Origin of the sequence: Nocardia sp. CDC160 (genome assembly GCF_035818795.1) — a bacterium.
GTDB lineage: Bacteria > Actinomycetota > Actinomycetes > Mycobacteriales > Mycobacteriaceae > Nocardia.
Window position 1 is genome coordinate 1 of sequence record NZ_JAYKYT010000001.1, and the last position, 12058, is coordinate 12058.

General features: G+C 66.1%; 13 protein-coding genes and 1 rRNA gene. 1 reads left to right on the forward strand and 13 read right to left on the reverse strand.

Going from position 1 to position 12058, the window contains the following annotated elements; genetic code table 11:
* The 6 genes from VMT40_RS00005 to VMT40_RS00030 form a co-directional block, all read right to left on the reverse strand.
* Positions 1-120, reverse strand: a 16S ribosomal RNA gene (locus tag VMT40_RS00005); the annotation flags it as partial.
* A 441-nt stretch (positions 121-561) separates the two neighbouring features.
* On the reverse strand, positions 562-1824 hold the full coding sequence (gene murA, locus VMT40_RS00010; RefSeq protein ID WP_326309208.1) for a UDP-N-acetylglucosamine 1-carboxyvinyltransferase: 1263 nt from the start codon (positions 1822-1824) through the stop codon (positions 562-564).
* A 10-nt stretch (positions 1825-1834) separates the two neighbouring features.
* Entirely contained in the window at positions 1835-2428 is a 594-nt protein-coding gene (locus VMT40_RS00015; protein ID WP_326355932.1) for a cob(I)yrinic acid a,c-diamide adenosyltransferase, read from the reverse strand.
* A gap of 28 nt (positions 2429-2456) precedes the next feature.
* Positions 2457-2879, reverse strand: coding sequence for a DUF2550 domain-containing protein (locus tag VMT40_RS00020; RefSeq protein ID WP_326309210.1), 423 nt, complete (start codon positions 2877-2879; stop codon positions 2457-2459).
* A gap of 168 nt (positions 2880-3047) precedes the next feature.
* A complete protein-coding gene (locus VMT40_RS00025) occupies positions 3048-3758 on the reverse strand; it encodes an MspA family porin (protein ID WP_326355933.1) in 711 nt (236 codons plus the stop codon).
* 27 nt (positions 3759-3785) lie between these two features.
* Positions 3786-4445, reverse strand: coding sequence for an MspA family porin (locus tag VMT40_RS00030; RefSeq protein ID WP_326355934.1), 660 nt, complete (start codon positions 4443-4445; stop codon positions 3786-3788).
* 190 nt (positions 4446-4635) lie between these two features.
* On the opposite strand from VMT40_RS00030, the gene VMT40_RS00035 reads away from it, so the two are divergent.
* Entirely contained in the window at positions 4636-5727 is a 1092-nt protein-coding gene (locus VMT40_RS00035; RefSeq protein ID WP_326355935.1) for an NAD(P)-dependent alcohol dehydrogenase, read from the forward strand.
* An 86-nt stretch (positions 5728-5813) separates the two neighbouring features.
* Here the strand turns inward: VMT40_RS00035 and VMT40_RS00040 are convergent, their stop codons facing one another.
* The 7 genes from VMT40_RS00040 to VMT40_RS00070 form a co-directional block, all read right to left on the reverse strand.
* Positions 5814-6191 carry a F0F1 ATP synthase subunit epsilon gene (locus tag VMT40_RS00040; RefSeq protein ID WP_326355936.1) on the reverse strand — a complete coding sequence of 126 codons (378 nt, stop codon included), beginning with the start codon at positions 6189-6191 and terminating at the stop codon, positions 5814-5816.
* 6 nt (positions 6192-6197) lie between these two features.
* Positions 6198-7628, reverse strand: coding sequence for a F0F1 ATP synthase subunit beta (gene atpD / locus VMT40_RS00045; protein WP_326355937.1), 1431 nt, complete (start codon positions 7626-7628; stop codon positions 6198-6200).
* Between the two features lie 18 nt (positions 7629-7646).
* Positions 7647-8618: a F0F1 ATP synthase subunit gamma gene (locus tag VMT40_RS00050; RefSeq protein ID WP_326355938.1), complete on the reverse strand. Its 972-nt coding sequence runs from the start codon at positions 8616-8618 to the stop codon at positions 7647-7649.
* 57 nt (positions 8619-8675) lie between these two features.
* Entirely contained in the window at positions 8676-10313 is a 1638-nt protein-coding gene (gene atpA, locus VMT40_RS00055) for a F0F1 ATP synthase subunit alpha (protein WP_326355939.1), read from the reverse strand.
* 68 nt (positions 10314-10381) lie between these two features.
* Positions 10382-11191: a F0F1 ATP synthase subunit delta gene (locus VMT40_RS00060; protein WP_326355940.1), complete on the reverse strand. Its 810-nt coding sequence runs from the start codon at positions 11189-11191 to the stop codon at positions 10382-10384.
* A gap of 19 nt (positions 11192-11210) precedes the next feature.
* The gene (locus tag VMT40_RS00065) at positions 11211-11765 is read right to left on the reverse strand and encodes a F0F1 ATP synthase subunit B (protein ID WP_326355941.1); all 555 of its coding nucleotides are present in this window, start codon (positions 11763-11765) and stop codon (positions 11211-11213) included.
* Positions 11766-11791: 26 nt separating this feature from the next.
* Complete coding sequence (locus tag VMT40_RS00070) at positions 11792-12034, reverse strand: ATP synthase F0 subunit C (protein ID WP_120736968.1); 243 nt, start codon at positions 12032-12034, stop codon at positions 11792-11794.
* Positions 12035-12058: the final 24 nt, after the last annotated feature.

A 12058-nucleotide genomic window follows, 5' to 3' on the forward strand; every position in this document is an offset into this window, starting at 1 on the left:
CACCCACGTGTTACTCACCCGTTCGCCGCTCGTGTACCCCGAAGGGCCTTACCGCTCGACTTGCATGTGTTAAGCACGCCGCCAGCGTTCGTCCTGAGCCAGGATCAAACTCTCCGTTGAAGACTCTAGATTTACCCCGAAGGGCGAATCAGAAGTATCTCGAACCAGAGTCCGAAAACCTAGCAAAACAATCGCCAGCCGGAAATTAGCTGACTTAAATGTCCGACCCCAACACGGGGGGCTGAGGCCGGAACCAAATAAAATATTTGGCACTGACATTCATCGACACACTATTGAGTTCTCAAAGAACACACGCACAAACGATCTCCCGGGCTCAATGTCCCGCTCGATCGTGAGGCAACTTTTCAAGCTTAGCCCCAGCCGCACGGCGGAACCAAATCCGCTGGTTGGTGGGAGCTAGTGTGATCATCAGGCGAAGCTCGTCTCACCGGAGTCGGTGTCCGTGTCGCTCTGACCTGGAATAAGTTACGTGTTGGTTGTTCGCATGTCAAATCGCCTGTTCAGGACGGGTTTTCGCGAACACGCCCCGACACCGGCCGTTCAGTCGGTGGTTCCGACCCGTTCGATCTCGGCCCCGAGCCCGCGCAGGTTCTCCACGAAATCCGGGTAGCCACGGTCGATATGGAAGACGTCGTGCACTTCGGTGACACCGTCGGCGACCAGGCCCGCGAGCACCAGACCGGCGCCCGCGCGAATGTCGGAGGACCACACCGGCGCCGAGGACAGGCGCGGAATCCCGCGCACCACAGCGTGATGCCCGTCGGTGCGGGCATCCGCGCCCAGACGGATCATCTCTTCGACGAAGCGGAAGCGCGCCTCGAAAATGTTCTCGGTGATCATCGAGGTGCCGTCGGCGATCGCGGCCAGGCCGATGGCCATGGGCTGCAGATCGGTGGGGAATCCCGGGAACGGCAGGGTCGAGAAGTTCACGGCGCGAGGGCGATCCGCCTGCACCACACGAAAACCGTCCGGTTCGAACGAGATTCGCGCGCCCGCGGAGCGCAGCTTGTCCAGCACCAGGGACAGGTGCTTGGGGTTGATGCCCGTCACCCGCACGTCGCCGGTGGTCATGGCGGCGGCGATACCCCAGGTGGCGGCGACGATGCGGTCGCCGATCACCCGGTGGGTGGTCGGGGCGAGCTTGTCCACGCCCTCGATGGTGAGCACCGAGGTGCCCGCGCCCGAGATTTTCGCGCCCATCCGCACCAGCATGTTGCAGAGGTCCACGATCTCCGGTTCGCGCGCGGCATTGTCGATGACGGTCTCACCGTCGGCGAGCACCGCGGCCATCAGAATGTTCTCGGTCGCGCCCACCGACGGGAAGTCCAGGCGAATCCGCGCGCCCTGCAGTTCCTCGGCGCGCGCCACCAGGCAGCCGTGCTCGATCTCCGAGGTCGCGCCCAGCAGTCGCAATCCCTGCTGATGCATGTCCAGCGGACGCGAACCGATGGCGTCGCCGCCGGGCAGCGCCACGACCGCGCGCTTGCACCGCGCCATGAGCGGACCCAGCACACACACCGACGCCCGGAACTGGGTGACGGCCGGGAAGTCCGCGTGGTACTTCGGCTCCGGCGGGGTCGCGATGGTGACCGTGCCGCCGTCGATCGCCACATCACAGCCGAGGCCCCGCAGGACCTCGGCCATCAGCGGCACATCCAGGATGTCCGGGCAGTTCGTGATGGTGGTCGTACCCTCGGCCAGCAACGCGGCGGCCATCAGCTTGAGGACGCTGTTCTTCGCGCCGCCCACCGCGACCTCACCGACGAGCCTGCTGCCCCCGGTCACCAGAAACCGTTCACTCACGGGGGTCAGCCTAGTGGTCGGATCCCGTACCCGTGGCCTCTCCGCCCGGCCGCCAGAGTATGTCGCCGTCGGGATTGGCCACGCGGCTCAGAATGAACAGCAGGTCGGACAGTCGGTTGAGGTATTTCGCGGGCAACACGCTCGTGTCCTCCGAGTGCGCGTCGACGGCGGCCCAGGCCGACCGCTCGGCGCGTCGCGCGACGGTGCGGGCCGTGTGCAGCAGCGCGGCCAGGGGGGTGCCGCCGGGCAGAATGAACGAATTCAACGGTGCCAGAGGCTCATTGAACTCATCGCACCACTTCTCGAGGCGGTCGATATAGGCCTGCGTGATGCGCAGCGGCGGGTACTTGGGGTCGGCCACCACGGGGGTGGACAGGTCCGCACCGGCGTCGAACAAATCGTTCTGTATGGAACGCAGCACACCGAGCATCCGCTCGTCGGGCTGCCCGAGCGCGATGGCCACACCGAGTGCCGCATTGGTTTCGTCACAGTCGGCATAGGCGATCAGCCGCGGATCGGTCTTGGCCACCCGGGAGAAGTCACTCAAACCGGTCGTACCGTCATCGCCGGTCCGCGTATAGATCCGAGTCAAGTGCACGCTCACGCAATCACAGTAACCCGGCAGCGGCGGTCTAACCGGCGCGGCGGCGGCGGATTCGTTCGGACGGGCGGGATTCCACCCAGGAGAGGAAGGCGGCCATGGCGCCGCGGTCGAGGGCCAGCTCGTAGCTGCCGTCGCCGTCGGAGCACATGACGATGACCTCGTCGGTCATGATGTCGTACTCGTCGCCCTGCGGGGAGCGGCGCGGGCCGATCTCGATGGCGAGGCGACGCATGGTGGAGTCCGGGCCGAGTTTCAGGCTGGAGAGCTTGTAGAAGAGGAGCGTGTCCTCGTCGTAGCGAATGAGGCCGTGCCGCCAGCCCCCGCCGTGCCCGCGCGCGGGCAGCACCCGCAGCAGCGCGGCGGTGCCGCCGCGGCGCAGCATGATCAGTCGATAGGTCGAGACCAGGGCCAGGGCGACGAGCAGCAACACCAGAATGATCAGAAGCCACATCCCGGTTTGCAATGCCGCTCCGTCCCTTCACATCCGCGTTGCTGTCGATCACGAACCGGCCGGTGGCCGGGCCCCGCTTTCGGTCGATACTAGCGACCCTGGAAAGGCGGAGTCCGGCCATCCACCGAATGTGACGAATGCGCTGTTCAGCGGGCTGCGGAAGATATATCAGCCCATGCTGAACGGCTCACCGAAAAGCACCAGGTTCCCAATGAAGGTCGTGGTGTCGACCTCGGCGGCGACGAACGACCGCGCCTGGGCGTAACCGCCGCAGCCGTTCACCTCGAATTCCTCGTCGGTCCAACTGACACTCGCGTGCGGACCGGTGGCCTTGTTGTAGCGCTTGTGCGATTCCTGGCCGTAGTCGTCGGGCTTCTCGATGTCGAGCAGCAGCCGTGCCGTGGCCTGGCCGGGCCCCAACGTGATGCCTTCGGACAACGACTGGGTGGGTGAAATGCCCGCGAACGGGTTGTTGGGATTGCTACCGATCTGGGACGGGGTAATCGTCACCCCGCCGCTCGTACCGTTGTTCAGCCCGCTGATGTCCACCTGACAGCCGACCACATATCCCGGACTGACCTTCACCGTCGCGTTCGATGCGCTCGGTCCATCGAGATCGACGCTGGCCACCGCGGTCGTCCAGACGGTGCGATGGACCGGGGTATCGCCCATCGATGGGCTGATCTTGGCCGACTCGCCGGTGATCCGGACCGTCAGAGTGGTGCCGTCCGCGAGTTGACGAGTGATCGATCCACCGGGCAGCGGAATGAAGGTGTCAGCGTGCGCCGGACCCGGAGCACCGAGACCGGACACGACCGCCGCGGCCAGCGCGGCCCCGAAGATCCGCCCCCTCCGAGCGCGAATTCCCTTGCCGTACATGCGATCCCTTCCGTTGGAGTGGATTCGTCAGCCGATGCTGAACGGCTGGCCGAAGAGGGAGACCTTGTGGTAATCCGTGCCGATGATCTCGACCACGGAGACCTGTCGGGCCTGCGCATATCCGCCGCAGCTCTGAATCTCCATCGGAATGTCCTGATAGTTGATGGTGTAGGTGCCGCTCTTGATCAGCTCGATGTTGTTGATGGCGACCCACAGCACCTGGCCGGGCGAGATCGGGAAGCTGAATCCGCCCGAGAGACTGGGCGTCACGCTGAGCGCGAAGGTCGAGTTCGCGCTGAGGACACCCAGGTTCACCTGGCATCCGATGATGTACCCGGTGGTCAGGTTCGACGACCCATGGGTCCCCGAGTTATTGGTGCCGGGGAAGTTCCTCGGCCCATTGTTGGGTCCGACCGTCCCGTCCGGCGTCTCGACCTCGGCGGTGACATTGCCCGACACCCAGGACGTCCGCCCCGCGCCGTTCGCGGCCATCGACGGCGAAATGATCGCGCGCTCACCGACACTCGTGATTTTCACGCCCGGGCCCTCGATATGCCCGTCGGGGAGCGGCACCACCACATCCGCGTTGGCCGCACCCGGTGAGAAGAATCCGAGGGCGACCGCGACCACTGCGACGGCCACCCCCCACTTGCCATAACGAAGCCCGCTCATCAACCCCTCGCTCATCAGTGGAGAAAAAAGCTGAAAATGCTGGAATAGCCGAGGCTTTGCCGTATGGGTTGGATCACATCCATGGACCGGCGAATGCATTCAACCACATGTCCACCCGAAGCCCCACTCACCGGGATCCGACATGGCCGAAATCTAGAACAGGTTCTTATGCTCCGGACAATTCGGAAGTGTTGGAGGAGATTCCGTGGAAATTACCGCCGCAGTCGCCCGGGGGGCGGACAAACCGTTCTCGCTGGAGACGCTGGATCTGGAGGACCCACGCCCGGGTGAGGTGCTGGTACGCATTGTCGCGAGCGGCGTGTGCCACACGGATCTGGTCACCAAGGGCCTGTTCCCGCCGGAGCTGCCGATCGTGCTCGGACACGAGGGCGCGGGCATTGTCGAGCGGATTGGCTCGGAGGTAACCGGAATCGAAATCGGCGACCACGTGCTGCTCACCTATGCCAGTTGCGGCACCTGTTCGCGCTGCCGGAACGGACTTCCGCCGTATTGCGAGAATTTCGTCGTTCTCAACACCTCGGGCGGTCGATCGGATTTCACCTCGCCGCTGAGCCGCAATGGCGAGCGCGTGATGGGCGCGTTCTTCGGGCAGTCGAGTTTCGCGACCCACGCGCTGGTGCCCGCGCGCTGCGTCGTGGTGGTCGACGAGAGCGTCGATCTGGTGGCCACCGCACCCTTCGGCTGCGGCGTGCAGACCGGCGCGGGCGCGGTCGCCAATGTCATGAAGCCGGGGCCGAACGATTCCCTCGCCATCTTCGGCGTCGGCGGCGTCGGCATGGCCGCGCTCATGGCGGCCCGGGCCATCGGCACGGGAACCATTGTGGCCATTGACCTTTCCGCCGATCGGCTGGCCGTGGCCAAGGAGCTGGGCGCGGACGTCACCATCGACGGCGCGGCCGAGGACGTGGTCGCCCAGGTCATCGCGGCCACCGATGGCGGGGCGAACTTCGCCCTCGACACCACCGCGCTGAATCCCGTCATCGCCAAGGGCCTGGAGGCGCTCGGGCCGATGGGCACCCTGGTGCTCGTCGGTCTCGGCGAAGCCAGCATGGACCTGGAGATCGGCCATCTCACCGGCAATGGCAAGGCCGTTCGGGGCTGTATCGAGGGCAGCGGGGATCCGCAGAAGTTCATTCCCCAATTGCTGCGGTGGCATGCCGAGGGCAAATTCCCCATCGAGAAGATCAGCAAGACCTACGCATTCGCCGATATCGACACCGCGGTGGCCGACGCGCATCACGGCGGCACGATCAAACCCATCCTGACCTTCGAATAGCCCCGCACACGAAAAGAGCGGCGGCCCCAGGGTTTTCCCTGGGACCGCCGCTCTTCGCTTGGGTACCGAAGACTACGTGACGCCGCTCAGGCGTGCGCGGCCTTCTCGAGCGCCCGCAGCTGGCCCTGAGCCTTGGCCAGCGCGGCCGGGCTCGCATCCGGGTCGGCGACGACGGCCTTGGCGGCCGCCTCGTCGATATCGAAGGCGAACTCGGCGGATTCGGCCAGCACGCGCACCGAGGTGGCGGTGACCGAGAAGAAACCGCCGTGCACGGCCGCGACGATGCGCTCGTCGGCGTCGGACACGATGGTCACGGTGCCGCCCTCGACGAGCTGCCCGAGCAGCGGCTCGTGCCCGGCGAGGATGCCGATCTCACCTTCGGTGGTCTGGGCCGAGACGAACTTCGCCCGGCCCGACCACACCAGCCGCTCGACGGCGACCAGATCAACGGACATATCTGCCATGGGTGACTACTTCCCGGCGATCTTCTTCGCGGCCGCCTCGACGTCGTCCAGGCCACCGCAGGAGTTGAACGCCTGCTCCGGCAGGTGGTCGAACTCGCCCTTGCAGACGCGATCGAAGTCGTCGATGGTCTGCTCCAGCGGCACGACCGAACCCGGCTGACCGGTGAACTTCTCGGCCACGATGAAGTTCTGGCCGAGGAACTTCTCCAGACGACGGGCGCGACCGACGAGGACCTTGTCCTCTTCGGAGAGCTCGTCCATGCCGAGGATGGCGATGATGTCCTGAAGTTCCTTGTACTTCTGCAGGATTCGCTTGACCTCGTTGGCCACCCGGAAGTGCCGCTCGCCGACGATCGAGGCCTCGAGGATGCGCGAGGTCGACGACAGCGGGTCGACGGCCGGGTAGATGCCCTTCTGCGAAATCGGACGCGAAAGCTCGGTGGTGGCGTCCAGGTGCGCGAAGGTGGTGGCCGGGGCGGGGTCGGTGTAGTCGTCCGCGGGCACGTAGATCGCCTGCATGGAGGTGATCGAGCGGCCACGGGTCGAGGTGATGCGCTCCTGCAGCTGACCCATCTCGTCCGCCAGGGTCGGCTGGTAACCGACGGCCGAGGGCATACGACCCAGCAGGGTCGAGACCTCGGAACCGGCCTGGGTGAAGCGGAAGATGTTGTCGATGAACAGCAGCACGTCCTGGTTCTGGACGTCGCGGAAGTACTCGGCCATGGTCAGGGCCGAGAGGGCGACGCGCATACGCGTGCCCGGCGGCTCGTCCATCTGGCCGAAGACGAGGGCGGTGTCCTGAAGGACGCCCATCTCTTCCATTTCCAGGTGCAGGTCGGTGCCCTCACGGGTGCGCTCACCGACGCCCGCGAACACGGACGTACCGGAGAACTCACGCGCGATACGGGTGATCATCTCCTGGATCAGAACGGTCTTGCCGACACCGGCGCCACCGAACAGACCGATCTTGCCACCCTTCACGTACGGGGTGAGCAGGTCGATGACCTTGATGCCCGTCTCCAGGATCTCGGTCTTGCCCTCGAGCTGGTCGAAGGCGGGCGGCTGGCGGTGGATGCCCCACTGCTCGCCGTCGCGGCCCAGACCCGGGGTGTCGAGGCAGTCGCCGAGGGCGTTGAACACGTGGCCCTTGACGATGTCACCGACGGGCACCGAGATCGGCTTGCCGGTGTCGCGCACCTCGGCGCCACGGATCAGACCGTCGGTCGGCTGCATCGAGATGGTGCGAACGATGTTGTCGCCCAGGTGCTGCGCGACCTCGAGGGTCAGGGTCTTGGCCACGGACGCGAGCGCGATGTCCACGTTCAGGGCGTTGTACAGGTCGGGAATCGAACCGCGCGGGAACTCGACGTCCACGACGGGTCCGATGACGCGGGCGACACGGCCTGTGCCGACCCGGGTTTCAGTAGCTGCGGTCATTGGTTCTCTTCCTGGGCCTTAGTCGCGGTCCGAGCTCGCCGCCAGTGCATTGGCACCACCGACGATTTCCGTGATTTCCTGCGTAATCTGCGCCTGGCGCAACGAGTTCGCGGTCCGGGTCAGCGAATTGACCAGGTCCGTGGCGTTATCCGTTGCGGCCTTCATGGCGGTGCGGCGCGCAGCCGACTCCGATGCCGCCGCCTCGAGCAGCGACGAGTAGATCCGAGTGTTGATGTACTTCGGCAGCAGCGCGCCCAGCAGGCGGTCCGCGTCCGGCTCGAATTCGTACTGGGGCTTGAGTTCCGCCGACTCGGAGTCGGTGAAGGAATCCGGACCCATGTCGAAGTTCTCGTCCACGAAGGTCACCTGGATCGGGGCCAGGCGACGCACCTCGGGCTGCTGCGACAGCATCGACACGAAACGCGTGTAGACGATGTGCAGTTCGTCGACACCGGCCATGGTGCCCGCCCCGTTCGGGGTGGCGACCTCGCCGTCGGACCCGGCCATGAACGCTTCCACCAGGTGGTTGCACGCGGCCGAGGCGTCCGCGTAGTTGGGCTGCTGCGAGAAGCCCAGCCAGGACCCGTTCACCGTCCGCTTGCGGAAGGTGTAGTAGGTCAGGCCCTTCGCGCCCATCACGTAGAGCACCGGCTCCTTGCCCTCGGAGCGCAGGGTGGTCATGAGCTCCTCGGCGCGCTTGAGCACGTTGGAGTTGTAGCCACCGCACATACCGCGGTCGGAGGTGATGACGAGAACGGCGGCACGCCGGGCGTTCTCGCGCTCGGTCAGCAGCGGGTGGTTGAGATTGCCACTGCCGCTGGCCAATTCGGCCAGTACCTTGGTGATCTCCTCCGCGTACGGCTTGGCCGCGGCGACGCGGGCCTGCGCCTTGCTGATTCGCGAGGTCGCGATCAGTTCCTGCGCCTTGGTGATCTTCTTGATCGAGCTCACGGAACGAATACGGGAGCGAAGTTCACGCACGCTTGGCATTAGCGGTTCACCCTCCCTTCATTCGTCGATTCGGTCATTCGCATGTGCTCGTCTCGATTACTTCTCGACGTGCTTGCGGGTGACGGTGAGGGACTCGACCTCTTCGTGGTCCAACTGCGCGGCCTCGGCCTCGACGACCCGCGAGCCGTCGGACGCCAGGAAGCCCTGCTTGAACTTGTCGGTCGCGGCCTTGATGGCGTCGGCGGCCTCGCCCTCGAGCACCTTCGCGCCGCCCTGCAGGGCGTCGAAGGAGGACTGCACGGAGCCGTGCAGGTACTCGAGCAGCTCGGCGTTGAAGCGACGGATGTCGCCGACCGGGACGGAGTCGTAGTAGCCCGCGTCCACCAGGAACAGCGAAACAACCTGGTCCTCAACCGAAACCGGGGCGTACTGGTCCTGCTTGAGCAGCTCGACCCAGCGCGCGCCACGCTCCAGCTGGGCCAGCGAGGCGGCGTCCAGGTCGGAGGCGAAGGCGGAGAACGCCTCGAGCTCACGGTAGGAGGCCAGCTCCAGACGCAGCGAGCCGGAGACCTTCTTCATGGCCTTGGTCTGCGCGGCGCCACCGACTCGGGAGACGGAGATACCGACGTTGATGGCCGGACGGACACCCTTGTTGAAGAGGTCCGACTCGAGGAAGACCTGGCCGTCGGTGATGGAGATGACGTTGGTCGGGATGAACGCCGAGACGTCGTTGGCCTTGGTCTCGATGATCGGCAGACCGGTCATCGAGCCCGCGCCCAGCTCGTCGGACAGCTTCGCGCAACGCTCCAGCAGGCGCGAGTGCAGGTAGAAGACGTCACCCGGGTACGCCTCGCGGCCCGGCGGGCGGCGCAGCAGCAGCGAGATGGCGCGGTAGGCCTCGGCCTGCTTGGACAGGTCGTCGAACACGATCAGGACGTGCTTGCCCTGGTACATCCAGTGCTGGCCCAGGGCCGAACCGGTGTACGGCGCAAGCCACTTGAAGCCCGCGGAGTCGGAGGCCGGGGCCGCGACGATGGTGGTGTACTCCATCGCGCCGTGCGCCTCGAGGGCCGCCTTCACGCCCGCGATGGTGGAGCCCTTCTGGCCGATCGCGACGTAGATGCAGCGCACCTGCTTGGTCGGATCGCCGGTGGCCCAGTTGGCCTTCTGGTTGATGATCGCGTCGATGCAGACCGCGGTCTTGCCGGTCTTGCGGTCGCCGATGACCAGCTGACGCTGGCCGCGGCCGATGGCGGTCAGGGCGTCGATGGCGGTGATGCCGGTGGCCATGGGCTCACCGACCGGCTGACGCTGCAGCACGGTGGCGGCCTGCAGCTCGAGCACGCGACGCTCGTCGGCCTCGATCTCGCCCAGGCCGTCGATCGGCGCGCCCAGCGGGTCGATGACGCGGCCGAGGAACTTGTCGCCCACGGGGACCGAGAGCACGTCGCCGGTGCGGCGGACCTGCTGGCCCTCTTCGATGGTGTCGAACTCACCCAGGATGACGGCACCGATCTCGGTGTCCTCCAGGTTCAGCGCCACGCCGAGGACGCCGCCCGGGAACTCCAGCAGCTCGTTGGCCATCGCCGACGGCAGACCGCTGATGTGGGCGATGCCGTCGCCGGTGTCGGTGACGACACCGATCTCTTCGATGGAGGTCTCGGGGGTGTAGCTCTGGGTGTAGCTCTCGATCGCGCTACGGATCTCATCGGGGGAGATCGTCAGCTCCGCCATGTTCTTCCTGCTCTCGCTGTGGTCTCGAATGTCGGTGTGTTTGTGCGCTTTTCGGCGTTCTGAGTCTCTTAGGCGAGAGACTGACGCAAGCGCTGCAGTCGGCCGATGGCGCTGCCGTCGATCACGTCGTCGCCCACGTGCACGACGACACCGGCCAGCAGGCTCGGGTCCTCCTGCACATGCACGGTGATCGGCTTGTCGTAGATGCGCTGCAGCGAGGCGGCGAGGTGCTCGCGCTGCTGCGGCGTCAGGGCCACCGCGGCGCGCACGTGCGCCACGATCTGCTCCCGGAGCGACGCGGCCAGATCGGACAGCTCATCGATGGCCTGACCGGCATCGCCCTTGTGGCGCAGCACGGACTGCTCGACCAGCTGCAGGGTGATGTCCTCGACCTTGCCCGCGAGCAGACGCTGCACCAGGGCACGCTTCGCATCCGCGGGCTTGCCGTGGTCCTGCAGCGCCTGCTCCAGGTCCGGGTTGTCATCGATGATGCGGCCCAGCCGGAACAGCTCGTCCTCGACCGCGCCGAGGCGGCCGCGGTCCTCCGCGGCGCGCAGCAGCGCCTCGCGGCCGAGCAGCACCAGCGTGTCGACCAGATCGCGGGCGCGCGACCAGTCCTGGGCCACCGCGGTGGTCAGCACGGCCTGGGTGGTTCCGCTGATCTTGCCGCCGAAGACGCGTTCGGCCAGCTCGGCGCGCGCCGAACTCGACACCGACTTATCCGCGAGCGCCACACGCAGCGAACGCTGGTCGTCGAGGACGGCGACAACGGCGAACAGTTCCGACCCCGTAGTAGCCGCGACGGTGTCGCTACCGGTCAGAGCGGCCCGAAGAGCTTCCCGCGCACGGGAACTCGCCTCGCGGCTCGCTGCGTACATGCTTCCCACTTTCGCGTCGTTACCTTCCGACCCCGATGCCGGCGTTCGCGTCCAGCTCCCGCAGGAACTGGTCGATCGACGCCGCCTGCTTGGCCTCGTCGGCCACCGACTGGCCGATGATCTTCTCGGCCAGGTCGACCGCGGTGCGGCCCAGTTCGGACCGCAGCTCGGTCACGATCTGCTGGCGCTGAGCCTCCAGCTGCGAGTGACCGGCGGCCACGATGCGGTCGGCCTCGGCCTGCGCATCGGAACGCATCTGCGACAGGATCGCCGCACCCTGGGTGCGGGCCTCCTCGCGGATGCGAGCGGCCTCGAGACGAGCCTCGGCCAGCTGCTCCTGGTACTGCTGCAGGGTGGCCTGCGCCTCGGCCTGCACGGCCTCGGCCTTGGCGATACCGCCCTCGATCTTCTGGGTCCGCTCGTCCAGCACCTTGGTCAGGCGCGGGACGACGTACTTGGCGAAGACAAAGGCGATAACGATGAAGACGACCGCAGACCAAAAGATGTCGTACGGCTCGGGGATGAGGGGGTTTTTGTCGGCCTCCTCAGCCGCGAGCAAGTAGGTGCTGTTCATCGTTGATTCCTAGTCTTTGGCCGGAATCAGAAAATGAAGCCGGCGACGAGACCGATCAGCGCCAGGGCCTCGGTGAACGCGATACCCAGGAACATGTTGGTCCGGATGGTGCCCTGCAGCTCGGGCTGACGGGCGATGCCCTCGATGGCCTTACCGACGACGATGCCGACGCCGATACCCGGGCCGATGGCGGCGAGACCGTAGCCGATGGCGCCGTAGCCCTTGGCGGTCGGAGCGTTCTCGGCCAGGAAGGTCAGGGTGCTGCTCATTGGTGTTTGTTCCCTTTCTGTCGC

Coding starts and splice junctions, on each gene's coding strand:
- VMT40_RS00020 (WP_326309210.1), bottom strand. CDS start 2,879: ATGTGGCTTCTGATCATTCTGGTGTTGCTGCTCGTCGCCCTGGCCCTG.
- VMT40_RS00025 (WP_326355933.1), bottom strand. CDS start 3,758: ATGTACGGCAAGGGAATTCGCGCTCGGAGGGGGCGGATCTTCGGGGCC.
- VMT40_RS00030 (WP_326355934.1), bottom strand. CDS start 4,445: ATGAGCGAGGGGTTGATGAGCGGGCTTCGTTATGGCAAGTGGGGGGTG.
- VMT40_RS00040 (WP_326355936.1), bottom strand. CDS start 6,191: ATGGCAGATATGTCCGTTGATCTGGTCGCCGTCGAGCGGCTGGTGTGG.
- atpD (WP_326355937.1), bottom strand. CDS start 7,628: ATGACCGCAGCTACTGAAACCCGGGTCGGCACAGGCCGTGTCGCCCGC.
- VMT40_RS00050 (WP_326355938.1), bottom strand. CDS start 8,618: ATGCCAAGCGTGCGTGAACTTCGCTCCCGTATTCGTTCCGTGAGCTCG.
- atpA (WP_326355939.1), bottom strand. CDS start 10,313: ATGGCGGAGCTGACGATCTCCCCCGATGAGATCCGTAGCGCGATCGAG.
- VMT40_RS00060 (WP_326355940.1), bottom strand. CDS start 11,191: ATGTACGCAGCGAGCCGCGAGGCGAGTTCCCGTGCGCGGGAAGCTCTT.
- VMT40_RS00065 (WP_326355941.1), bottom strand. CDS start 11,765: ATGAACAGCACCTACTTGCTCGCGGCTGAGGAGGCCGACAAAAACCCC.
- VMT40_RS00070 (WP_120736968.1), bottom strand. CDS start 12,034: ATGAGCAGCACCCTGACCTTCCTGGCCGAGAACGCTCCGACCGCCAAG.